Below are 23,207 nucleotides of genomic sequence, written 5' to 3'. Positions count from 1 at the left end.
CAAGCGAGGAGGAGTCCATATACGCGCTACGCAGACACACTCACCCCTCACCCTTCACCCTTCACCCTTCACATCAATGATTTTTCAATGCGATCCAGCGTCGTTGTCGGTGGCTGTCCAGGCCTGCTTCCAGCAAGGTCATTGAACGCAGGGCGTCGTCGACGCTTACCGGTAGCGGTGCTTTATCGCGGATAGCAGCAGCAATGCCTTGGTAATAGGCAAGGTAGTCCCCCGGCAGGGTCGCAAGTTCACGACGCGTTAGCGGTGCGTTTTCACCCTCCCCTTCGCGCAGTGTCAGAGTGCCATGTTGATTATCTTCGCCCCACTGGGAGGTCGGCACTTCGCCTGCTTTTAAGCGATCCTCTTGAGGGTCTAAGCCATATTTTATGAAGCTACCTTGGGTGCCATTAATCCTGAAGCGCGGTGTCGGTTCGGCCACCAGCGTGCCTGCTGCCAAGGTAACGCGAAAGCTTTCGTAATCAAGCAGCGCGAGGAAGTCATCGTCGGCCTGGGCGCCATCCCGCAGCGCGCCGAGTTCCAGCAGAATAGCCTGGGGCATGCCAAACAGCTCGCAGGCTTGATCTAATAAATGCGGCCCCAGATCAAACCAGATGCCGCCACCGGGGGTAGCCTTCTCGCGCCAGCGATCGCGCACTTCCGGGCGGAAACGATCGAAATGGGATTCGAAATTGACCAGACGTCCTAGCGTCCCCGCCTCAAGCAGGGCCTTAACGGTCAAAAAATCGCTGTCCCAACGACGGTTGTGAAACACCGACAATAGACGCTCTTTATCATCCGCTAACTTTTTGAGCAGCTTTCCTTCCGATAAGGTGACCGTGAACGGTTTATCGACCACTACGTGCTTACCCGCCGAGAGAGCGGCTTTGGCTAGGGAAAAGTGGGTATCGTTAGGAGTGGGAATAACGATCAGGTCAATATCACTGCGCTGGCAAAGGGCTAATGCCTGAGCCTCTACCTCAACATCGGGCAGTGACGCCTGCACCTTGGCGGCATCGCTTGAAGAGACCGCAACCAAATCCAGACCTTCCGTGGCCTGGATCAGCGGTGCGTGGAAGGTTTGGCTAGCGAAACCGTAGCCGACTAATCCAACGTTTATAATCGCCTTCATTTGATTCCTTAATCGGGCTGATTGTGTGTTTCAGTTGCGTATTTCAACTACGTATAACTACGTATATCAGTCGAGCTTGCTTAGATCCCGAACAGCCCCTTTGTCAGCGGAGGTCGCCAACAGCGCATAGGCTTTAAGTGCCGGAGTGATCTTGCGGGGACGCTGCTCGGCAGGCTTCCAGGCAGTGACACCCTTGGCGTCCATCGCCTCACGACGAGCCGCCAGCTCGGCATCGGTCAGTTTGACGTTAATCGCCCGATTGGGGATATCGATGCGAATCAGGTCGCCCTGCTCGATCAATCCAATCGCGCCGCCCGCCGCTGCTTCAGGGGAAACATGGCCAATAGAGAGCCCTGAAGTGCCGCCAGAGAAGCGCCCATCAGTTAGTAGCGCGCAGGCCTTGCCTAATCCTTTGGATTTAAGATAGGAAGTGGGGTAAAGCATCTCCTGCATGCCGGGGCCGCCTTTCGGGCCTTCGTAACGAATCACGACGACATCTCCCTCTTTGACTTTATCCGCCAGCACATCGGCGACCGCCTGATCCTGGGACTCCACTACATGGGCGGGGCCTTCAAAGACCAGGATCGAGTCATCGACCCCAGCGGTTTTGACCACGCAGCCATCCAGCGCGATATTGCCGTAGAGCACGGCTAAGCCGCCCTGCTGAGAGAAGGCGTGCTCAAGGTCACGAATACAGCCGGTGGCACGATCACCATCCAAACTCGGCCAGCGGGCACTTTGGGAAAATGCCACTTGGGTAGGGATGCCACCCGGCCCGGCTTTAAAGAACTCAACCACTTCAGCGCTTGGCGAGCGCATGATATCCCACTCTTCCAGCGCCGCTTTCAGGCTGTCGCCATACACGGTGGGTACCGAGGTATCCAGCACTCCAGCACGATCCAGTTCCCCCAGGATGGCCATAATGCCGCCTGCACGGTGGACGTCTTCGATATGGTATTTCTGGGTATTGGGCGCCACTTTGCAGAGTTGGGGCACTTCACGGGAGAGGCGGTCGATATCGGCCATGGTGAAGTCCACCTCGGCTTCCTGGGCCGCCGCCAGGAAGTGAAGAATAGTGTTGGTTGAGCCACCCATGGCGATATCCAGGGTCATAGCGTTTTTGAACGCCGCCTTGGAGGCAATGGCACGAGGCAACAGGTGGGCTTCTTCGCCTTCGTAGTAGCGCTTGGCCAGTTCGACAATGCGATGGCCAGCAGTTTCAAACAGACGACGACGATCCGAGTGAGTCGCCAGTACGGTACCGTTGCCGGGCAAGGCCAGACCCAACGCTTCGGTTAAGCAGTTCATGGAGTTGGCGGTAAACATACCCGAACAACTGCCGCAGGTGGGGCAGGCGCTGCGCTCTACTTCCGCCAGAGTTTCATCATCCACGCTGTCGTCGGCAGCCATGACCATGGCATCGACGAGATCCAGCCCGTGGTTGAGAAGCTTGGTTTTACCCGCTTCCATGGGCCCGCCGGAAACGAAAATAACGGGAATATTGAGACGCAGAGCGGCCATCAGCATTCCTGGGGTGATTTTGTCGCAGTTGGAAATACATACCAACGCATCGGCGCAGTGGGCGTTACACATATACTCAACGCTGTCAGCGATCAGGTCGCGGCTGGGCAGCGAGTAGAGCATGCCGTCGTGGCCCATGGCGATACCATCGTCCACCGCAATGGTGTTGAACTCTTTGGCAACGCCCCCGGCTTTCTCAATCTCCCGCGCCACCAGTTGGCCCATATCCTTTAAATGCACATGGCCCGGCACAAACTGGGTAAAGGAGTTGGCTACCGCGATAATCGGTTTTTGGAAGTCGCCGTCCTGCATACCAGTGGCGCGCCATAGCGCGCGGGCGCCGGCCATATTGCGGCCAGCGGTGGTGGTACGTGAGCGATACTCTGGCATGGTGTCCTCTACTCTCTAATAAATAGCTAGGCTCTATTTTTAATTAGCCCACAGCAAGCAAGACTGCGGACTAGGCTAATTCTGAAAAATATCAGTGGCTTTTGATTGTGGCATGAGCAATGCACAGAGACTAGATGTGGAAGCTGGATGTAGAGGCTAAATCACGAGACACGATAGAAAGTAAAGCGCCTTCCATGGCGTCGGTTCATCAGAAGGTCGCCCACGCCTCTTCGGCTGGCTGGGCTTGGGCAGTATGCTGAGCTGGGGAGTTGTGGGGCGAGGCTAATGCGGAAGGCGACGCTAATGAGGGCGTGGAGCCAAGCCCGACTTGTTTAAGCAAGCGCTCGCGGGCAGTCTCACTGCTCTCTTCGGCAGCGCCCTCTAAGCGAAAGGCGGCAATAACGTTGGCCAGGCTCAGAGCTTCGCGGGTGAGGTCTTGAGCAGCGCTGGAAATCGACTGTACCTTGGAGGCGTTCTGCTGGGTAACGTGATCCATCTCCGCGACCGCGGTATTGATTTGCGCGATACCGTTGCTCTGCTCATCGGAGGCAGTGCTGATCTCTTCCATGATATCGCTGACTCTCATTACCTGAGTCACTACCTGATCGATAGCGGCTTCGGCCTCTTTCACCGCCTGGGCACCGCCGCTAATCTCCTGGGAAGAGGAGTCGATTAAACGACGAATGTCGCCAGCCGCATCAGCGCTACGCCCGGCCAAGCTACGCACCTCATTTGCCACAACGGCAAAACCACGCCCTTGTTCGCCAGCCCGAGCAGCTTCTACTGAGGCATTCAGCGCCAGAATATTGGTTTGAAAAGCGATGCCGTCAATGACGCTAATGATATCGGTCATTTTATCGGCGCTGGCGGCGATACGCTCCATGCGCTCGACTAAGGCCTGCATGCGCTCGCCGGTTTCGCGGCTGGTGGTGGCATTTTGCATGGCCAATTGAGTGGCCTGACGGGCGTTTTCGCTATTTTGCTGCACGGTCGCCGTCATCTCATCCATGCTAGAAGCAGTTTGCTGCAGCGAGGAGGCCTGCTGCTCAGTGCGCGATGCCAAGTCTTCATTCTGCCGTTTGATATGTTCGGACGCAGGCGTCACCACATCGACTTTGTTGCCCACCTCGGTAATCAGCCCCGACAAGCTAGCGCGCATGGTTTCCAGCGAACTCAGCAACTCGCCTAGCTCGTCATTACGCTTTAAGGTCACTCGGTTGGCGAGGTTACCCGCGGCAATTTGGAACGTTACCCGGCGCGCCTCGTTGAGCGATTTAATCAGCGATTTGAGAACCGCCATGCTCAGCCCCACCATTAACACAATACCCAGCAGCAGCACGCCCAACTGACCGTACAGTAATACCTGTTGCTGCTGTTCGGCATTTTCCATCAGCGTTTGCGCGGCCGTTCGTTCCTGTTCAACTAATACATTGATAGTGGCACTGATACTTTCAGAGGTGGGCTGCACGTTGTCATTAAAGGCTTCAAAGGCGGCAAAGCCGTTGCCATCTCGAATAGCCGTCAGGGTGGTATTGGCACTTTCAATAAAAGTGGTGAGATGTGCCGTCAGGCCCTCTTGCACACCGCCGGTTTGGCGCTCTGCAGTATAACCTTGCCACGACTGCTCAATGTCGGCACTCATGGTGGCTAACTGGCTTTCAAGAACATCAAGATCCGCGCGCCGGGGGTTGCGCACCGCCGGTTCTAACGCCTGAATGGCTTGACTAACCCGCTGGTCTATCTGTTGAAGGTCGGTAATCCCTTCAAGGCCAGTTTGATTGAGGGTGCGTAAGCGTTCAGCGGAACTGGTTAAGCCATACACCCCTGCCGCCCCTGCGATGACTAGTAAAGCCACTGAAGCCACCACCATGCCCATTAGCTTGGCCTGCATGCTGCTGAAACTAAAACGCTTTACCCATCCACGCAGGCCGGTGTGACGTATTGCACCACAATGAAGCTTGAAACCACGGGTTTTGCCCTGTTGCATAGCAGCGTATACCCGCTCTGCCCGGGCAATGGCTCGGCCCGCCGCTTTACGCCGAATAGAGGTATAACCCACCACGCGCTCACCGTCGAGCAGCGGCGCGATGGTAGTATGCATCCAATACGCTTCGCCAGAGTGGCGGCGATTCTTGATCAACCCCTGCCAGGTTTTACCGGTCTCAATCGTGTCCCATAGGTTCTTAAAAACCGCTTTAGGCATGCTGGGGTGGCGAAACAGGCTATGAGGTTCGCCCATGATCTCGTCCAGCGCATAGCCGCTCACCTCCACAAAGGTTTGGTTGGCGTAGGTGATTCTGCCCTGCAGATCCGAGCGTGAGATCAATACTTCGTCATCGGCTAACTCATAAACAGTGGATGCTGATTGTTCGGCATTATGCATTTAGACCCCCTACTTTTTATTGAAGGCTTGCGCCATCTTTAGTCTTAGTTAACGCTAAGCCTTTTCAATTAGGGGTAATGCATGAAATATGCCACCGCAACGGGTGGCATGTCATAAAAAACGAATAAAGGGAAATCAAGCACCTAACAATGTTACCTGCTGGTCTAAAACGCTTCCCACTGGTCCGCGCGAGGCTGTTCTGAAGGTGCCTTGGAACGCTGCTCGGAAGGCGCGGGTAAGCCACGAGTTGCCTTGCTGAGTGCTTGGTTCGCGCGCTGTAACTTCGCCCGCGCCTCTTTGATGTTCTCATCTTGAGCGCCTTCCAAGCGAAACGCATCGACCACATTAGCAAGTTCAAAGGCTTCGAGGGCGAGATTGTCCGCTGACGCCGCAATCGACTGAACTTTGGAGGCATTCTGCTGGGTCACAAGATCCATTTCGGCAATCGCCGAGTTAATTTGACCGATCCCACTGCTCTGCTCGCTGGACGCAGTGCTGATCGACTCCATCAGCTCACTGACTCGACTCACCTGCTGAGAGACTTCCTCAATCGCCCTCTCCGCCTGCTCTACCGCACTACGGCCACCGCTGACTTCCTGAGTAGTGCTATCAATCATCTTACGAATTTCCTGGGCGGCATCCGCGCTACGACCAGCTAGATTGCGCACTTCGCTGGCGACCACCGCAAAGCCGCGGCCATGTTCACCAGCACGCGCGGCTTCAACCNGGCCATGTTCACCAGCACGCGCGGCTTCAACCGACGCATTCAGCGCCAGGATATTGGTTTGAAAGGCAATACCGTCGATCACGCTGATCATCTCGGTCATCTTTTCAGCACTCTGGGCGATACGCTGCATGCGCTCCACCAGATGCTGCATTTGCTGACCGGTATCCTTGGTGCTGGCAGCGTTCTGCACTGCCAGATCGGTCGCCTGGCGGGCATTCTCGGTATTCTGCTGAACCGTCGAGGTCATCTCCTCCATACTCGAAGCGGTCTGCTGAAGTGACGACGCCTGCTGCTCCGTACGTGAAGAGAGCTCCTCATTTTCAGCGGCTATCTGCTGAATCGCCGGGGTAACCACCGAGACGCGGCTCTCTACATCGCCTACGATACTGGATAGGCTGAAGCGCATGGTGTCCAGGGAGTAAAGCAGTTCACCCAACTCGTCGTTAGTTTGACGACGCTCACGGGCGGCCAAGTTACCCGCGGCAATTTGGAAAGTTATATACCGTGCGCCCGACAAGCTGCGAAACACGGATTTCAGAATCATTACGCTCAAGCCGATCATGACTAAAAAGCCTACTGCCAGCAGCACCAATTGCGCTATCAGCATTTGCTGACGCCCGCTTTGTGCCTCGGTCACCAGCAATTCAGCATCGGCTCGCACCTGCTCGACCAAGGTGCTGTTCATCTCGCGCAGCGATTCAGTAGTCGGCACCACCACGTCATTAAAGGCTTCAAAGGCCGCGAATCCATTACCCTCTTCAATCGCCACCAGGGCGGTTTGCACCGCATCAACCCAGGTATTAAGAGCACTATCAAAAGCTTGAGCGGTCTCATCAGTGACCGCCGCATCCGCATAGTAGCCCGCCCACAGCGTCTGCATGGCATCGGTATACTGGCCAATGTCTGCGTTGACAGCCTCCAGGTCAGCCCGACGTGGGCTTCGTACCGCAGGTTCCAGCGTGCCTACCGTTTGACCAATATAGCGTTCGATATTCTGCAGCGAGGCGACATCGCTCAATCCGGAACGATTAATGGTTTCCAACCGCTCGCCGGAGAGTAACAGCGCATATACTCCCAATCCGCCCGAAAGGCAGAGCAGTAGAAGCGATGCCACCACCATACTGGTGAGTTTGGCTTTCAGGCTAGTGAACTGAAAGCGCGACAGCATTCCGATCAAACCTTTACGCCGCAACGTGCCTTGGGTTAGTGCGTAACGGCGGGATTTGCCTTTTTCGCGAATTTCAGCATAGATTTTTTCTGCCTGGGTAACGGCTTTTCCCGACGCCTTGCGGCGCACGGAAGTGTAGCCGACGATGCGCTCACCGTCCCGCAACGGCGCCACGGTGGCATTCACCCAGTAGTGATCGCCATTTTTACGCCGATTTTTAACCACGCCTTGCCAGGTCGTTCCCGCTTGGATGGTTTTCCAGAAATCCTTGTAAGCAGCTTCGGGCATATCGGGGTGACGAAGGAGGTTATGGGGAGAGCCGATGAGTTCTTCACGGCTATAGCCACTGACCTCAACAAAGGTAGGGTTGGCATAGGTCACATTGCCCTTTAAATCCGAGCGGGAGATAAGCACCGCTTCCTCACTCAGAACATATTCACGCTGCGTCACGGGCTGGTTATTGCGCATTGGTTCTCCAAGAATTAGATATTCTTAATTTTTATTAAAGCATACGCTATTATCGCTATGGTTCTTGTCAGCAAACCAGTGAACAAATGTAAAAAAAGCGCCTTACTTTCGTACGGCGCTTATTAAAGGCTTGGAATAGGTTTTTAGACGGCCTGTAAACTCTTACCGTGGCGTTAAATAAACTGCTTGTTAACGACCAAACACCACATTGGCCACATCGCGGTAGCGTTTCGCGAAGTGAACCGTCATGCCCTCTTTCAGGTAGTCCGGCAACTCCTCGTAATCGCGCTTGTTGGCGTCGGGCAAAATTAATTCAAAAATATCGCTGCGCCGCGCGGCAATCACTTTCTCACGAATACCGCCAACGGGTAGCACCTGACCGGTTAGCGTTAGTTCGCCGGTCATCGCCAGAGGGCGATCGATCGCATGGTGCTTGGCCAGCGAGAGCAGCGCCGTGGTCATGGTGACACCCGCCGAAGGGCCATCTTTCGGCGTGGCGCCCTCGGGTACGTGCAAGTGTACAAACGCCGAGTCAAAAAAGTCGGCATCAGCACCATACTCCTGCAAGTGGCCCAAGGTATAGCTGTAAGCGATATTGGCCGACTCCTGCATTACCTCGCCCAGCTTACCGGTCAGCTTAAAGCCACGATCCAATGAGTGTACTTTGCCTGCTTCGATAGGCAGCGTGGCCCCTCCCATGGAAGTCCACGCCAGGCCGGTCACCACCCCTTCGCCGGTAAGTACTTTTTCCTTACGGAAAATCGGTGCACCTAAGAACTCCTCCAGGTTTTTAACCGATATCTTGACCGTTTCTGCCTCCTCTTCGAGCAGTTTAACGGCCGATTTACGCACAATGCGGTGAAGTTGCTTCTCCAGTTGGCGCACTCCGGCCTCCCGGGCGTAGCCTTCAATCACCTGCTTCAAGGCAGCATCGGAGAGACTGATGCGTTTTTTCGTCAGGTTGTCGCGCTTGAGCAGCTTTGGCCACAGGTGGTGCTTGGCAATCGCCAGCTTTTCTTCGGCGATATAGCCCGAGAGGCGAATCTGCTCCATACGATCCAGCAGCGGCCCAGGAATCGAATCCAGCGTGTTGGCGGTGCAGATAAACAGCACCTTGGAGAGATCCATGCGCACATCAAGATAGTGATCGAGGAAGTCAACGTTCTGCTCAGGATCAAGTACTTCCAGCAGCGCCGATGCTGGGTCGCCCTGAAAGGACTGCCCGAGCTTATCGATCTCATCCAGCATGATAACGGGGTTTTCGACCTCAACCTCTTTAAAGGCTTGCACCAGCTTGCCGGGCATCGCGCCCACATAGGTACGCCGATGGCCTTTAATTTCCGCTTCATCGCGCATACCGCCCACTGAGAAGCGGTAAAACTGACGCCCTAGGGCTTCCGCGATCGAACGCCCGATGGAGGTTTTGCCTACCCCGGGAGGGCCTACCAACAGTACAATCGAGCCGCCTACGTCACCCTTGAAAGTACCCTCGGCCAGAAATTCGATAATACGTTCTTTAACGTCTTTCAAACCGTCGTGGTCACGATCCAGCACCTGCCGGGCATGGGGTAGATCCAACTGATCCTGGCTGGTCACTCCCCAAGGAAGCGAGGTTAACCAATCCAGGTAGTTACGCGTGGTGCCATATTCGGGCGAACCGGTTTCCAACACGCTGAGCTTATTCAGCTCATCGTCAATACGCGATTGCACACGCTCAGGCACGACCAGTGACTCCAAACGCGCTCTAAAGGTATCTACATCGTTTTCGCGATCATCTTTGGAGATGCCCAGTTCACGCTGGATGACCTTGAGCTGCTCGCGCAGGAAGAACTCGCGCTGACGATCCTGCATTTGCGCGTTCACCTGCTCGCTGATCTCGCCCTGCAGCAGCGCCACATCGATCTCTTTACGTAGCAGCGGCAGTACTTTTTGCATCCGCTCTTCCACCGACAGGGTGGCCAGCACATCCTGAAGTTCGGGGCCCTTTGCGGAGGTAATAGCGGCGGCAAAATCGGTCAACGGGCCCGGCTGATGAGGACTAAAGCGGTTGAGGTAGTGCTTGAGTTCTTCTCCATATAGAGGGTTAATCGGCAGCAGCTCTTTAATGCCGTTGATGATCGCCATGGCGTAGGCGCGGGTCTCTTCGTTTTCCGCGTCAACCGGCTCTTTAGGGTAGGTCACTTCAACGAGGTAAGGCGGCTCTTTGGAGAGCCAACGGGTAATTTTAAAGCGCTGAAGACCTTGAGCAATAAACTGAATCTGATCGTCTTCGCCCTTGAGCTTATGCACTTTGACCGCGGTACCGATCTCTGGAAAACCTTCGTGATCCAGGGAGGTGACACCCTGCTCGCCCACAAAGGCAACACCCAATGTGTGGTGCGGCGTGTTACCCACACGGCGCATGGTCTCTTCCCAGCGCTCACGATTAATCACCAGCGGCTGTACCTGGGCGGGGAAAAACGGCCGGTTATGAATAGGCAGAAGATAAATGCGTTCGGGCAGCATTTCGCTAGCGGGCACCAGAGAATTTACCCGCTCTCCGTCTGAGCGGTAGTCATCCCCCCCCTGCTTACTACCAGGCTCTTGAGGGCCCTTTTCAGCCTGTTCGTTAGCGTGGTCTACACTACTGTCTTCATTGCTGGTGTCTTCATTACTGGGCGCGTCATCACTGTTTGATGACTGTTCATCGTCAAGTTGCCAATCAAGATGTTCAGCGTCGTGTTCGTAATCCTGGTCGCTCATGCGTCCTCCAATGAACCGATACCGGCGGTGAGAACCGCCTAGTGTTGTCCATGGAATGCGGGCAGTGGGCCAAAACTTCAACCCTTCGCGAGTAGAACAGTCAGTTTTGCAGCGCTCCCTGCGACCGGCGGCAAGCTTTTCTTTTAAAATTATTGAGGCCAAAGCTCGGGCATCGGGCGACCATTAACACGCCACACGCCGCGTACCACATCAAACTGCAATTCTCGAGTGCCGAGCGGCAGCCCTAGCCATAATGCGGCGACGGTAGGCGCATCATGCCAGGTAAAGTCGCCATCAATGCGCTCCAGCCACTCCGCCTGCTGTTTCTTTTTGTCGAGGTTAACCACACTCAGTTCATCCAACTGGCGGGCATCAAAAAACAGCGCGCCATCCGCATCCAGGCGAATACCCAATAGCGGACTGTCGATGGCGACGGTCATGACATCTAAACGCGGCGAGTCGCTAAGCACGTTGCGCAGTTCCGGCTCCAAACGGGCCAGCAGCCCTTCGGCCATAGGTAGACTATCGTCTCCCCAGGCGGCTTCCTGGCGTAACCTACGAATCACTTGGCGAACCGCATCGGCATTCAAACGCGAAAGCTCCATCTCTATACGGCCATTGAGCAGCGGCATATCTGGCGCTTCAGAAGGCACCATCACATCACCAACCTCAAGCTCGCCTTTGATACGAAGTTCGCTCTCATCCAGCACCATATAGCTGTTTAGATCGAGAGGTGAAAGCTGGATATCGTAGGAGGGGTAGCTAAGTGTCAGTGTCTCAATATGTAGGTGGTCGCGCTGAGCAAAGTGGTAAGCACCGTCGGTATAAGTGTAGCGGCTCTCAAGCACCGTGGGCCCTAGCGCAAGCTGAGCCATACCGTCGGTCAGGGTAAGTTGATCAAGTAACGCGCGTAGTCGCCAATCGCCAAACACGCCTTCCAGGCGCAACCGACCACCGCGGACGCCTAACTCGCGACCATTTTGTTGGATCACAAAGGGGGCAAGGGCAAGACGTAATTCGCTATGACCGCTAAGGGTGTGATAGCGCCCCTGCCAACGCGGCACAGAGGGGGCGGTGACTTCACCCACGGCTTGCTGCAGAACGGTATCGAGACGTGGTAGCACGGTGCCTTCGACGTCCGTGCTTAAAATACCGTGCCGCGCCCTATAGGTGAGCTCAAGGCGCCAGGGTCGACCCAAAAGCGGTGACAGTATCACCCTGCCTTGGGAGCTTAGCCACCCTTGATGACTCTCAGTACGGTTGACGCGCCACTCACCCCGCGCCTCCAGATCTTCGAGTGCTTGGCGTAGACTGCGCTCAAACAGCACACTGGAGAGTAGCTGCGCTGCCATCCACACTACGGCGATGATCGCCAGCGTGGGGACAATCAGACGTTCCTTGCGCATGCTACCTCCTTGAAGCCAACGCCTTGCAGCCAATGCACTCAAAAAAAGTCATCAACCGCTCCTGATCTCTGCTTACCACTTACCACTTACCACTTACCACTTACCACTTACCACTTACCACTTACCACTTACCACTTACCACTTACCAAGTTTAGTGTAGCCAGAACCACAGGTGCATAGTACTCCAGGCGTAGGCCCCTGCCATCACGTCATCGATCATAATACCAAAGCCGCCCGCCACGCGGCGATCCGCCCAGCGAATCGGCCAGGGTTTAAAGACATCGAAGATGCGAAATACCACAAATCCCCATAGCGCAGCCTCCCACGAAAAGGGCACCGCCGCCATGGTCAGCCAGTAACCCACAAACTCATCCCACACGATACCCGAGTGGTCGTGTACCCCTAAATCGTGGGACGTTTTATCACATAGCCAAACGCCGACCACAAAGGCAACAAAACAAATACTCAGGTACCACCCCAGGGGCAGTTCCGCCATCATCCAGTAGAACGGAATGGCCGCTAGCGTGCCAAAGGTACCCGGCGCCCAAGGGACAGCACCGCTACCCAAGCCGAAGGCAAAAAAATGTGTTGGGCGACGCCAGACACTTTTCGGTGCATGATTCATGGCGCTTCCCCACTAAAATGCTGCCAACCGGCATAGCCGCTGACATAACGACTCAGTTCACTCTGGCCAGAGGCAGTAACGCCTAACGCTTCACAACAGTGGCCAATGACGGTCAGCGAGAGACCCAATGGCACTAAACGCTGCTGCGCCTCTGCGACGTCGTCAGCGCCGAGGGTAACAAGCAGTTCGTAATCATCCCCGCCGGAAAGTGCCGCCTTTAGTGCAGCTTCACGACCTAGGGAGCTTTCCAACTCGTCCGCCAGTGGTAAGGCGTCTAACGCGATGACGGCACCAACGTGCGAGGCGTCGCGAATATGCGCCAAGTCAGCCAGTAGCCCATCGGAAATATCCAGTGCAGCGGTGGCTAAGCCACGCAACGCCAGGCCCGCCGCTAAGCGCGGTTGTGGCAATAGGTAGCGACTTAACAGTGGATGCGCCAGATCGCGTTCGCCCTGCTGCCAAAGCGCCAGCCCGCCTGCCCCACCACCTAGTGCCCCGGTGACAGCGATCAGATCTCCCGCCTGGGCACCGCTCCGGGTCAAGGCTTCGCCCACCGGGAGTTCACCCATCACAGTGACGCCTATGGAAAGCTCACCGGAAGTGACATCGCCCCCCACCAGCGTGGTGGCGTGTTGCTGACAAAGCGCATGAAAGCCACGGGCATAGTCGGCCAGCCAAGCATGGGTGGCTTCATCATTGGCAAATTGACGCTGATCAAGGGTTAACGCCATCAAACACCAACGCGAAGTCGCCCCCATGGCGGCCAAATCGCTCAACGCAACGGCCAAGGCACGGTGGCCCACCGCAAATGCTGACGCTTCGCGGGGAAAGTGTACATCCACCACCGAGGTATCAACGCTCACGACCAACTGTTGGCCTGCTTGTGGCAACAGCAGCGTGGCGTCGTCTCCACATCCTAGTGTGACGCCATTTGACGCGGTCGACGCCTCCTGCGACGACATAAAGTAGCGTCGAATCAAATCAAATTCGGCAAGCACAAAGGCCCCTTAAACGCATTGTCATACCGCTCGCGTTCAGAGACGACGAGCGCTGACCTCGGCACTGCGCAAGCGAATAGCCAGCTTGTCGAGAATGCCGTTCACGTATTTATGGCCATCGGTGGCGCCAAATGACTTAGCCAGCTCAACGCCTTCGTTAATGACGACACGATAAGGTACTTCCATCCGGCGGGAAAGCTCGTAAGCGCCTAACCGTAGGATGGCCAACTCTACCGCATCAAGATCCTCTAAGCGGCGGTCTAGTAGGGGAGAGATTTCACGATCCAGATCCGCTTTGAACCGCACGGTATTGTGGAGTAACTCGTGAAACAGCGCTTTGTCGGCAATTTCCATCACTTTGACCCAATTTTCGTGATCTTCCAGATCATCGTCGGCGACCTGGCTACGAAACTCGGCTTCAATGGTGGTAATGGATTTACCCGTCATGTGCCATTGATAAAGCCCCTGCACCGTTAATTCCCGCGCCGCATGGCGGCCCTGCTGAGCGGCAGAGGGTTTACGCTCGCTCATTGGGTATCTCCTGACGGTAGCGCGCGGAGCAGAGAGACCATTTCCATTGCGGCCATGGCAGCTTCGGTGCCTTTGTTACCGGCCTTGGTGCCTGCACGCTCAATCGCTTGCTCAATGGTTTCAACGGTTAACACGCCGTTAGCCACCGGGGTATCAAACTCAAGCTGTAAGTGATTAATCGCCGTATTACAGCCCCCCGCCACGTATTCAAAATGCGGTGTGCCACCGCGAATGACCGCGCCCAGGGCAATCACTGCGTCGGGTTTCATTACCTTTAACACGCGCTTCACCGCCAACGGGAGTTCCCAGGCGCCCGGCACGTGAACAATGTGGATATGTTCGACGTCGACACCGTGACGGGTCAAGCTGTCGACGGCGCCTTCCACCAGGCTATCTACCACGTGATGGTTAAAACGGCCGACCACGATGACGTATCGGCCATCGACATCAACAAACGTACCTTCAACTTGAGTGAGGGAGTGCATCAATTTATTCCTGCTGATTAGTCCTGCTGAGAAGTTGGTTCATAAGCCGTGTCATTAGGGCCCAGACGCTCTACAACTTCGAGGTCAAAGCCGGACAGCGCCGAAAACTTCCACGGTGAACTAAGTAATCGCATTTTACCCACGCCTAAATAGCGCAGAATCTGAGAACCGGTGCCGATGGTTAAGTAGTTCCCGGCACCGTCGGAATCGCTGGTACGCGGTTGGCGCACGCGATCCAAAAAGATATCCAGCTGGTCTTTCAAATCCTGGTGCGGGCGGCCGTCGTCAATCAACACAAACACGCCTGGCTCGGCACCGGCAATCTCTTCCAGCGCGCGATGGGCATCCCAGCGGCACTGTTCGCCTTTCATCAAGCCCATTACATCGCGCAGCGTATCAGTCAGATGCACGCGCACCGTGGTGGCCTGCTCCGGCGTGGGCTGGCCGTTCACCAATGCCAAATGGTGAGCGCCCTGAATACGATCACGGAACACGTGCAACTCAAGCTCGCCATGGGAGGTCATGACCGTTGACGCTTCCAGATGATCGATGGTCTGTTCGTTAACGATACGGTAGTGAATCAGATCCGCGATAGTACCGATCTTAATACCATGCTCTTGGGCAAAGGCTTCAAGCTCGGGGCGGCGCGCCATGCTGCCATCATCGTTCATAATCTCGCAGATTACACCGCTAGGGTCACAGCCCGCCAGTGCCGCCAAATCACACGACGCTTCCGTATGCCCGGCACGGCGCAGCACGCCACCCGGCTCGGCCATCAGCGGAAAGATATGGCCTGGCTGAACGATATCAGAGGGCTTTGCATTGGGTGCCACCGCTGCTTGCACGGTACGCGCACGATCTGCAGCTGAAATACCCGTCGTGACGCCTTCGGTTGCCTCAATGGAGAGAGTAAACTTGGTGCCAAAACCGGAACCGTTATCACGCACCATTAGCGGCAGATTAAGCTGCTCACAGCGGGCGCGAGTCATCGGCATGCAGATCAAGCCGCGGGCGAAACGGGCCATAAAGTTGATATGCTCGGCCTGCACTTTTTCGGCGGCCATGATGATATCACCTTCATTTTCGCGATCCTCATCGTCCATGAGAATCACCATTTTGCCCTGGCGGATATCGTCCACCAGCTCGGCGATAGGGGCTAAGCCTCTAGAGGAGGGGTGCGCCATGGAATCTCCAATAAGTGTTGTCACGATAGCTTGTCAGGATAGGTAATCGAGAAAGAGTTTCGTGAGAGTGAGTCACGATTTTGCGCGTCAGGGTACCTTGCTCTCGCTAAATTCGCCAGATGCGCTAGTCGCTAGAGGGGATGCGATAATGCGCCAATCGCGCCCTACTGCTCGCATATCGTGAATGGTTAACCGCCGCTGATCGGCCATACGTGAGAGCCCTGGCAGTGCAAAAAGGGGCCGCGCTTCGCCGCCTAACAGTGTGGGGGCAACGAACAGCTGTAGCTCATCGACCAACGCCGCATCGAGCATAGCGCCCGCCAATGTCGCTCCGGTTTCCACCAGCAGTTCATTAACCTGTTCATTTTCGGCTAACCACTGCAGCATTGCCACTAAATCGATACGGCCATCACTACCGGCGGGCAACACCTGTACTTCAGCGCCCGCCTGAGTTAGCCGCTCGCGCTTCTCTTCCGAGTGCTCTAACGTGGTGATCACTAGCGTACGTCCTGGCTCGCTTAAACAGGCTGCCGCCAGAGGTAAGCGCAAGTGGGTATCTAAAATCACCCGTAGGGGCTGGCGGCGAACCACTTCGTCAGCGTTGTCGAGCTGTAGCTGCTCTGCTCGTAGCGTGAGCCGAGAGTCATCCATAATGAGCGACTCTACGCCGCTTAATATCGCACTGGAGCGCGCCCGTAGCCGCTGCACCTGGGTGCGTGATTCAGGCCCGGTGATCCACTGAGACTCCCCCGACCCCATGGCAGTACGACCATCCAGACTCATTGCCATTTTCAGGCGCACAAAGGGACGCTGCTGGGTCATGCGAGCAATAAAGCCGGGATTCAGCGCGCGCGCGTCACTCTCTAATAACCCCACTGCCACCTCTACTCCCGCCTCCTCAAGCAGACGAATACCTCGGCCACTCACCTGCGGGTTCGGATCCACCATGGCAACCACTACCCGCGACACCTTAGCTTCCTGGAGCGCCACCGCGCAGGGGCCGGTGCGGCCGGTGTGGGAGCAAGGCTCCAGGGTGACGTAGGCGGTTGCGCCCTGAGCTTGCTCACCAGCATCGTTCAACGCGTGGATTTCGGCGTGGGGTTCACCGGCACACAGGTGAAAGCCTTCACCGACAATCTGCTCGTCACGCACAATCACACAGCCGACCCGCGGGTTGGGATCCGTGGTGTATAAGCCTTTTTGCGCCAGTTGCAGCGCCCGCGCCATATAGAGGTGCTCGGCTTGGCTAAAGGCAGCACTCATTTTGACGACTCGCTACCATGGCCCAGCCGAGAAGAGGGCTCTTGGGATAGCCGATCAATCTCAGCGCGAAATTCATCCAGATCCTGGAACTTGCGATACACTGAGGCAAAGCGAATATAGGCTACGTGATCGAGGGTTTTAAGCGCTTGCATGACCGACTCGCCAATATCACGGGCGTTGATTTCGCGATCACCCCGGGCACGCAGGGTTTGGCGTATGCGCTCCACCGCCGCTTCAATGGCTTCTGCACTGACCGGACGCTTTTCCAGCGCACGCAACATACCTGCACGCAGTTTGGCTTCATTAAAGCTCTCGCGGGAGCCGTCGGACTTCACCACCCGCGGCATTACCAATTCTGCGGTTTCGTAGGTAGTAAAGCGCTCTTGGCAGCTCGCACACTGGCGGCGACGGCGTACCTGATCACCATCCGCTACCAGGCGCGAATCAGTCACTCGAGTATCGTTTGCACCACAAAAAGGGCAATGCATGGCGGTCAACCTGTTGTCAGCTCGTGCCGACTTACCGGACGAGTTAGCGTGTTATAACCTGTCAATGTGTGTGCTATTAATAGCGTTTTAGCAGTAGTAACTGCCACAAGCTAATGTATCTTAGCGTTTAAACGCGGTATCAACCTCGTATTGTAACGATTTGGCACACAAGCTGCAGCGTTTGTGGCAGATTGTTTATCAGGAGTCACCCATGCCCCCCTTTGAGCAGACCGTTAACGACTACCTCAGCCACCTTTATGGCCCCAGGGCGGGGGAAGTGCAACGCCGCTTAAACCAGCGTCTAGCGCATTTCCAGTCGCTTGCCCCATTTTCACCCAGCCCCGTCGAGGTCAGATCTAAAAACGCACCCTCTTGGAGCGAAAAAGATCAGTGGGTGATCAGCTACGGCGACTCGATTATTGAAGATAGTGCGCCGCCATTGGCCGTGCTTAGTGATTTCCTTCAAGCACGGTTGGGTGATCGCATCAGTGGTGTACATGTACTGCCCTTCTTTCCCTGGAGCAGCGACGACGGCTTTTCGGTGATCCACTACCGGGAAGTGAACCCCGATCTTGGTGATTGGGCGCACATCCGAGAGCTCGCCAGTCATTACGACTTGATGGCCGACTTAGTGCTCAATCACGTCTCACGGGAGTCCCTCTGGTTTGTGGATTACCTGAGCGGTAGCCTGCCCGGTCGCGACTACTTTATTGAAGTCGATCCAGACACCGACGTTTCACAAGTGGTGCGCCCTCGCAGCAGCCCCCTGCTGGTGCCTATTTCCACCCGGCGCGGCACCCGCTATCTGTGGGCGACATTCTCCGAAGATCAGCTTGACCTGAACTTTGAAAATCCGGATGTGCTGCTGGAGTTCGTGGGTATTTTGCTGTTCTACCTGGAGCAAGGCACGCGGATTGTGCGCTTGGATGCGGTGGCCTTTCTATGGAAGCGGCTGGGTACCGCCTGCATTCACCTGCCGGAAACCCATACCGTGGTACGACTACTACGTGCCATTGTGGATCACGTGGCCCCAGGTACCCTGTTAATCACCGAAACCAATGTGCCCCACCAGGAAAATATCAGTTATTTTGGCTTGGATCGGTTGCCGGCGGGGGCGCCCGACGAAGCCCATATGGTGTATCAGTTTGCCCTCCCCCCGCTGTTATTGCACACCCTCACCCGGGGCGAGGCGAGCACCTTACAAACCTGGCTTGCCAGCCTTCCGGTACTGCCCGACCAATGCACCTACCTCAACTTTACGGCCAGCCACGATGGCATTGGCGTGCGCCCCTTGGAAGGTTTATTGCCCGATCACGAGCGGGATGCGCTACTCGAGCTGATGCATCGTTTCGGTGGTTTTGTCAGCATGCGCAGCAACCCCGATGGCAGCGATACGCCTTATGAGATCAATATCACCTGGTTTGAAGCCATGCGCGGCACTCGCCGTGGCCCCGACCCGTGGCAGGTAGCGCGTTTTCTATGCAGCCAAGCGATTATGCTGAGTTTGCAAGGCATCCCCGCGCTGTATATTCATACCCTAACTGGCACACTCAATGATGTGGAAGGCGTTGAGCGCAGTGGACGGCTACGTTCGATCAACCGCCGACGCTGGCAGCGTAGCGAGTTAGACCTGCTATTAGATAGCCCGTCAACGCCCACCCACGATGTTTTTCACGCTTTAAACCGGCTATTAGACCAGCGCCGTCAGGAACCCTGCTTTCACCCCAATGCCGCCCAGCGGGTGTTGGTCTCTGCACCGGAACTGCTGGCGGTAGAACGTGGCCCACTACACGATGGCCGCCGTTTGTTGGCGCTGTATAACGTCACCGATCTGCCGCTCCCCTTAGAAAACATGGGTGAGGCGGTTACCCAGGCACTTGAAAAACACGCCTGGCAAGCGCTGGATCCAGCCAATCCTTGGGTCGCCGAAGGTTCGCTGCCGCCTTATGCGGTACGCTGGTTGGTAGCTGATCGTTAATACCATTGAGAAGCCTCTCACTTTTATTCAAACAAGGCGCTGTAATGCACTTGAAACGTCAACTTGTTATTAGCGGTTCTCTCCTGCTGGCAGGATTGGTCGGCACCTCTGTGAGCTATGCCGATGAGCTCCCCGCCCCTATTCAGGCACTTGCCGACCAAGGCTTGGAGATTCATGGCCAATTCGATGCCCCTGGAGGGTTACGCGGCTACGGCGCCAGCGTGCAGGGACAGGACATGGCGATTTACCTGACGCCGGATGGCGAGCACGCCGTGGTGGGTACGCTAATGGATAATGAGGGGAATGACCTTACCGAAGCGCAGCTGGATGAGCACGTACGTGCACCGCTAGAGGCACAAACCTGGCAGCTACTCAGTGAAAGCCACTGGGTACAGGACGGCAACGTGGATGCCCCCCGAGTGATTTATACCTTCACGGATGCCAACTGCCCCTACTGCCGCCAGCTGTGGCAAGAGGTACGCCCCTGGGTTGGAGCAGGTGAGGTGCAGCTACGCCATATTATGGTCGGTATTTTAGCGCCAGACAGCCCTGGGAAAGCAGCCGCTATTCTCGGCGCCGATGATCCGGCGGCAACACTGCATGCCCATGAAAGCGGCCAGCAGGAAATCGCAGCCAGTGCCCAACCGAGGGAAATTGAAGAGCAGGTGTACGCCAATAACCAGCTGTTCGAAGAGCTAGGGCTGTATGCCACGCCTACCTCCGTTTTTCAGCGTGAAACAGAGAGCGGTGACGTGCGTCTTGACCGCATTCAGGGTATGCCCAGCGATGAGCGGCTGATCGAGATGATGGGCAGCGAAGCGCCCTAGAGGGTTATGGGAGGTCGCTAAAGCAGCCTCCCCAAGACTACTCAAGCTGAAAGCCGCCTAGCAACAAACCATCCCAGCACCATTGTGGCGAGCATGGCCAATAGCGGTAACGAAAGACCGCCGAGGGAAGCAATCGCCGGCCCTGGGCAGTAGCCAGAAAGCCCCCAGCCGATGCCAAATAGTGCAGCGCCCCCTAATAACTTCGCGTCTAACTCCCGCTTGGTTGGCAACTGAAAGACGCCACCCAACAGTGGTGTCGAGCGCTTAAATACCAGCCGATAGCCGATAAAGGTGGTGATGACGGCCCCGCCTAATACGAACATCAGCGTTGGATCCCAGGCACCCGCCACATCTAGAAACCCCACTACTCGTGCGGGGTCAGTCATGCCCGAAACAGCTAAGCCGATACCGAAAAGTAGTCCCGCCGCATAGCCTGCCGCTGTTTTCATCCAATTGCTCTTGTTTGACTGACTCATACTCCACCGCCTAGGCCTAGCATGTGGCGCGAGATATAAACGGTCACTAGCGCCGTCAGCAAAAACATACCGGTGGCCGCCATAGAGCGTGGCGCCAAGCGCGCAAGCCCACAGACCCCATGGCCGCTGGTACAACCACTGCCTAGCCCTGTGCCTACCCCTACTAAAAGCCCAGCCACTAGCATCAACCCTACGCCACCCACCGGCGCGCCAATCACCTCTCCAGGGCTACCTGCTCCGTTCACTGCGACATTACCCAGGCCACTTCCTAACGCCATGATGACTAGCGGGCCGCTAATAAGCCCTAGCAGAAAAGCTAATCGCCAAGCGCTATCGCCTTTAGGCCGCTGGGTGATCAAATTACCCACGATGCCACTGATACCCGCGATACGCCCTAGCGTTACCATGAGCCAAGTAGCCGAAAGCCCAATCAACACCCCGCCTGCTAGCCCATGCAGGCTTGCCATCCAATCCATGCCCATTCTCCTGCTTTAAAATTTATTAATGGTTAGAAAAAATTAATCGGCACTTTGAGATAGACGGTGCCGTTATCTTCCGCGGGAGGCAGTTCCCCCGCACGCATATTGACCTGCACCGAAGGAATAATGAGCCGTGGCATGCCTAAAGTGGCGTCGCGCTCAGTGCGCATTTTCACAAACTCATCTTCGCTAATACCTTTATGTACGTGAACATTGTCATTTATCTGCTCGGTAACGCTGGTTTCATGCTGAAAGGTATCGCGGCCGGGAGCTTTATAGTCGTGGCATAAGAACAGCCGCGTCTGCTCAGGAAGCGCCAATACCTTTTGGATAGAGCGATAAAGGGTGCGCGCATCTCCACCGGGAAAGTCGCACCGCGCGGTGCCATAATCCGGCATAAATAGCGTATCGCCTACAAAGGCGGCATCGCCGATTACGTAGGTTAAACAAGCGGGCGTATGGCCTGGGGTATGCAGCACATGGCCCTGTAATTGGCCAACGGCGAACGTATCCCCTTCTTCAAACAGCGCATTAAACTGACTGCCATCCCGAGCAAACTCACTGCCCGCATTGAATGCCTTACCGAATATCTCCTGCACCTTCACTATGTTGGCACCAATGCCGGTTCTACCCCCTAACTGCTCATGCAGGTATGGCGCTGCCGAGAGGTGATCTGCATGTACATGGGTCTCCAAAATCCAGGCGACATCGAGATCGTGTTCGCGAATAAAAGCGATGATGGTGTCAGCGGATCGCACGTCGGTTCGCCCAGCGGCATAATCAAAATCGAGTACCGAATCTATAATCGCGCAGGCACAGCTATCAGGGTCTTGGACGACATAGCTAAAGGTGTTCGTAGGCTCATCAAAAAAGTGCGTAACGATTGGGCGTTGCATCGTTGCCTCCCATAGGAGTGGTGATCTCAATCTCATGCTATAAAGACAGCATAGTGCATTTTAAGTTCTATATTTAGATTGTTTTTGAATATAAGGGCGCTATATATCCCAAAAGAGTGTTCAAGACTATTTTTGCTAAGGTCTGCTCCATTTAGGCCGATAATGAAAGAGTTACTCAATTACAAAAATTAGGAAGAACATGACCCACTTAACAACGACACAAAAACTCTGGGGAACGCTGGGTATTATCTGGGTTGCCATGCTGCTATTGGTTGGCTGGCTTGCCTGGGAGAACCGCCAGACAATTGAGAGCGAACGCCGCGACAGCATTCAATACGTGGTGGAAAGCGTGCAAAACCAAATTGAAGCTCTGCAAGAACGGGTAGCCTCCGGCGAACTTAGCCTGGAAGAAGCGCAGCAGCGGGCAAACGATAATATGTCTAGCGTTAGCTTTGGGGCGGGCGAGTATATCTTTTCATTCAACGATGACTTACTGATTATCTCGCATCCCAGTCGCACACCCGGCACTGACATGACCAATTATGAAGACGCCAGCGGGATGGCGCTGTACCCCGAGTTGCTGCGTGTCGCGCAAACAGGCGGTGGTCACGTCAATTACTACTCTACCCGCGCGGGTGGCGATGAGCAGTTACCGAAAACCAGTTATGTAGCGCACCTTCCCGAGTGGGGCTGGTCACTGGCAACCGGCGTTTATGTCGATGATATTAATGCCGCCTTTATTGCCGGTTTGATTCGCTCGATCGTGATACTACTGATCATTGGCCTGCCGGTAACGCTGCTGATGGGTTGGGTTATTCGTGATGTTTCTCGTCGTTTAGGCGGAGACCCACGCTATGCAGCCAACGTAGTACGTCATATTGCCGACGGCGACCTGACCCAGGTCACACGGCTTTCGCCGAAGGATCAACAGAGCTTACTATTTAATATCAACCGGATGCGTGAAGCACTTGCCGAGACGATTGGCGACATCCACCTCGGTGCAAGCCAGGTCAACAGTGGCGTAGAGCAGATTGTGGGTGTTA

General features: G+C 55.6%; 18 protein-coding genes and 1 pseudogene. 3 read left to right on the top strand and 16 right to left on the bottom strand.

The genetic code is table 11. From position 1 onward, the window contains the following. Positions 1 to 73: 73 nt before the first annotated feature. The 13 genes from HZU72_RS22895 to nrdR form a co-directional block, all read right to left on the bottom strand. The gene (locus HZU72_RS22895; RefSeq protein WP_180096239.1) at positions 74 to 1,129 is read right to left on the bottom strand and encodes an oxidoreductase; all 1,056 of its coding nucleotides are present in this window, start codon (positions 1,127 to 1,129) and stop codon (positions 74 to 76) included. Positions 1,130 to 1,195: 66 nt separating this feature from the next. Beyond that, positions 1,196 to 3,040 carry a dihydroxy-acid dehydratase gene (gene ilvD / locus HZU72_RS22890; protein ID WP_180096237.1) on the bottom strand — a complete coding sequence of 615 codons (1,845 nt, stop codon included), beginning with the start codon at positions 3,038 to 3,040 and terminating at the stop codon, positions 1,196 to 1,198. Between the two features lie 208 nt (positions 3,041 to 3,248). Continuing rightward, positions 3,249 to 5,423: a methyl-accepting chemotaxis protein gene (locus HZU72_RS22885; RefSeq protein WP_180096235.1), complete on the bottom strand. Its 2,175-nt coding sequence runs from the start codon at positions 5,421 to 5,423 to the stop codon at positions 3,249 to 3,251. Between the two features lie 164 nt (positions 5,424 to 5,587). Beyond that, the gene (locus HZU72_RS22880; protein ID WP_180096233.1) at positions 5,588 to 7,786 is read right to left on the bottom strand and encodes a methyl-accepting chemotaxis protein; all 2,199 of its coding nucleotides are present in this window, start codon (positions 7,784 to 7,786) and stop codon (positions 5,588 to 5,590) included. Between the two features lie 189 nt (positions 7,787 to 7,975). Beyond that, positions 7,976 to 10,528 carry an endopeptidase La gene (gene lon / locus HZU72_RS22875; RefSeq protein WP_180096231.1) on the bottom strand — a complete coding sequence of 851 codons (2,553 nt, stop codon included), beginning with the start codon at positions 10,526 to 10,528 and terminating at the stop codon, positions 7,976 to 7,978. Between the two features lie 149 nt (positions 10,529 to 10,677). After that, a complete protein-coding gene (locus HZU72_RS22870; protein ID WP_180096229.1) occupies positions 10,678 to 11,934 on the bottom strand; it encodes a DUF945 family protein in 1,257 nt (418 codons plus the stop codon). A gap of 151 nt (positions 11,935 to 12,085) precedes the next feature. Next, the gene (locus tag HZU72_RS22865) at positions 12,086 to 12,559 is read right to left on the bottom strand and encodes a phosphatidylglycerophosphatase A family protein (RefSeq protein ID WP_180096227.1); all 474 of its coding nucleotides are present in this window, start codon (positions 12,557 to 12,559) and stop codon (positions 12,086 to 12,088) included. Beyond that, positions 12,556 to 13,557 carry a thiamine-phosphate kinase gene (gene thiL / locus HZU72_RS22860; RefSeq protein WP_180096225.1) on the bottom strand — a complete coding sequence of 334 codons (1,002 nt, stop codon included), beginning with the start codon at positions 13,555 to 13,557 and terminating at the stop codon, positions 12,556 to 12,558. The genes HZU72_RS22865 and thiL overlap by 4 nt, the downstream gene beginning before the upstream one ends. 36 nt (positions 13,558 to 13,593) lie before the next feature. After that, on the bottom strand, positions 13,594 to 14,088 hold the full coding sequence (gene nusB / locus HZU72_RS22855; protein ID WP_180096223.1) for a transcription antitermination factor NusB: 495 nt from the start codon (positions 14,086 to 14,088) through the stop codon (positions 13,594 to 13,596). Continuing rightward, on the bottom strand, positions 14,085 to 14,573 hold the full coding sequence (gene ribH, locus HZU72_RS22850; protein WP_180096221.1) for a 6,7-dimethyl-8-ribityllumazine synthase: 489 nt from the start codon (positions 14,571 to 14,573) through the stop codon (positions 14,085 to 14,087). Before ribH ends, nusB begins: the two co-directional genes overlap by 4 nt. Before the next feature lie 17 nt (positions 14,574 to 14,590). Beyond that, the gene (gene ribBA / locus HZU72_RS22845) at positions 14,591 to 15,757 is read right to left on the bottom strand and encodes a bifunctional 3,4-dihydroxy-2-butanone-4-phosphate synthase/GTP cyclohydrolase II (RefSeq protein ID WP_180096219.1); all 1,167 of its coding nucleotides are present in this window, start codon (positions 15,755 to 15,757) and stop codon (positions 14,591 to 14,593) included. 87 nt (positions 15,758 to 15,844) lie between these two features. Then, on the bottom strand, positions 15,845 to 17,020 hold the full coding sequence (gene ribD, locus HZU72_RS22840; RefSeq protein WP_180096217.1) for a bifunctional diaminohydroxyphosphoribosylaminopyrimidine deaminase/5-amino-6-(5-phosphoribosylamino)uracil reductase RibD: 1,176 nt from the start codon (positions 17,018 to 17,020) through the stop codon (positions 15,845 to 15,847). Further along, complete coding sequence (gene nrdR / locus HZU72_RS22835; RefSeq protein ID WP_022519727.1) at positions 17,017 to 17,508, bottom strand: transcriptional regulator NrdR; 492 nt, start codon at positions 17,506 to 17,508, stop codon at positions 17,017 to 17,019. Before nrdR ends, ribD begins: the two co-directional genes overlap by 4 nt. Positions 17,509 to 17,719: 211 nt before the next feature. Here nrdR and HZU72_RS22830 point away from each other — a divergent pair, with 211 nt between their 5' ends. Then, entirely contained in the window at positions 17,720 to 19,486 is a 1,767-nt protein-coding gene (locus HZU72_RS22830; protein WP_180096215.1) for a sugar phosphorylase, read from the top strand. A 44-nt stretch (positions 19,487 to 19,530) separates the two neighbouring features. Then, positions 19,531 to 20,313, top strand: a complete 783-nt coding sequence (dsbG, locus tag HZU72_RS22825) for a thiol:disulfide interchange protein DsbG (RefSeq protein WP_180096213.1) — start codon at positions 19,531 to 19,533, stop codon at positions 20,311 to 20,313. Between the two features lie 41 nt (positions 20,314 to 20,354). Here the strand turns inward: dsbG and HZU72_RS22820 are convergent, their stop codons facing one another. From HZU72_RS22820 to HZU72_RS22810, 3 genes are read right to left on the bottom strand one after another with little or no spacing between them, the layout of a single operon-like run. Next, positions 20,355 to 20,762 carry a DUF6691 family protein gene (locus HZU72_RS22820; RefSeq protein ID WP_180096211.1) on the bottom strand — a complete coding sequence of 136 codons (408 nt, stop codon included), beginning with the start codon at positions 20,760 to 20,762 and terminating at the stop codon, positions 20,355 to 20,357. A 23-nt stretch (positions 20,763 to 20,785) separates the two neighbouring features. Next, on the bottom strand, positions 20,786 to 21,265 hold the full coding sequence (locus HZU72_RS22815; protein ID WP_180096209.1) for a YeeE/YedE family protein: 480 nt from the start codon (positions 21,263 to 21,265) through the stop codon (positions 20,786 to 20,788). Between the two features lie 32 nt (positions 21,266 to 21,297). Next, the gene (locus HZU72_RS22810) at positions 21,298 to 22,164 is read right to left on the bottom strand and encodes an MBL fold metallo-hydrolase (RefSeq protein ID WP_180096207.1); all 867 of its coding nucleotides are present in this window, start codon (positions 22,162 to 22,164) and stop codon (positions 21,298 to 21,300) included. A 199-nt stretch (positions 22,165 to 22,363) separates the two neighbouring features. On the opposite strand from HZU72_RS22810, the pseudogene htc2 reads away from it, so the two are divergent. After that, a pseudogene (gene htc2, locus HZU72_RS22805) lies at positions 22,364 to 23,207 on the top strand (methyl-accepting chemotaxis protein Htc2); the annotation flags it as partial.

It is taken from the genome of Vreelandella sedimenti (assembly GCF_013416325.1).
In the GTDB taxonomy this organism is placed as follows: domain Bacteria; phylum Pseudomonadota; class Gammaproteobacteria; order Pseudomonadales; family Halomonadaceae; genus Vreelandella; species Vreelandella sedimenti.
Note: the sequence above shows the minus strand (reverse complement) of the source record. Positions and strands in the feature narration are given on the sequence as shown.

Bases quoted from the DNA above. Each gene is read 5' to 3' on its own strand.
- HZU72_RS22820 (WP_180096211.1), bottom strand. From the start codon at position 20,762: ATGAAAACAGCGGCAGGCTATGCGGCGGGACTACTTTTCGGTATCGGC.
- HZU72_RS22865 (WP_180096227.1), bottom strand. From the start codon at position 12,559: ATGAATCATGCACCGAAAAGTGTCTGGCGTCGCCCAACACATTTTTTT.
- HZU72_RS22870 (WP_180096229.1), bottom strand. From the start codon at position 11,934: ATGCGCAAGGAACGTCTGATTGTCCCCACGCTGGCGATCATCGCCGTA.
- HZU72_RS22885 (WP_180096235.1), bottom strand. From the start codon at position 5,423: ATGCATAATGCCGAACAATCAGCATCCACTGTTTATGAGTTAGCCGAT.
- HZU72_RS22895 (WP_180096239.1), bottom strand. From the start codon at position 1,129: ATGAAGGCGATTATAAACGTTGGATTAGTCGGCTACGGTTTCGCTAGC.
- HZU72_RS22830 (WP_180096215.1), top strand. From the start codon at position 17,720: ATGCCCCCCTTTGAGCAGACCGTTAACGACTACCTCAGCCACCTTTAT.
- HZU72_RS22815 (WP_180096209.1), bottom strand. From the start codon at position 21,265: ATGGATTGGATGGCAAGCCTGCATGGGCTAGCAGGCGGGGTGTTGATT.
- nusB (WP_180096223.1), bottom strand. From the start codon at position 14,088: ATGAGCGAGCGTAAACCCTCTGCCGCTCAGCAGGGCCGCCATGCGGCG.
- lon (WP_180096231.1), bottom strand. From the start codon at position 10,528: ATGAGCGACCAGGATTACGAACACGACGCTGAACATCTTGATTGGCAA.
- HZU72_RS22810 (WP_180096207.1), bottom strand. From the start codon at position 22,164: ATGCAACGCCCAATCGTTACGCACTTTTTTGATGAGCCTACGAACACC.
- dsbG (WP_180096213.1), top strand. From the start codon at position 19,531: ATGCACTTGAAACGTCAACTTGTTATTAGCGGTTCTCTCCTGCTGGCA.
- ilvD (WP_180096237.1), bottom strand. From the start codon at position 3,040: ATGCCAGAGTATCGCTCACGTACCACCACCGCTGGCCGCAATATGGCC.
- ribH (WP_180096221.1), bottom strand. From the start codon at position 14,573: ATGCACTCCCTCACTCAAGTTGAAGGTACGTTTGTTGATGTCGATGGC.
- nrdR (WP_022519727.1), bottom strand. From the start codon at position 17,508: ATGCATTGCCCTTTTTGTGGTGCAAACGATACTCGAGTGACTGATTCG.
- ribBA (WP_180096219.1), bottom strand. From the start codon at position 15,757: ATGGCGCACCCCTCCTCTAGAGGCTTAGCCCCTATCGCCGAGCTGGTG.
- ribD (WP_180096217.1), bottom strand. From the start codon at position 17,020: ATGAGTGCTGCCTTTAGCCAAGCCGAGCACCTCTATATGGCGCGGGCG.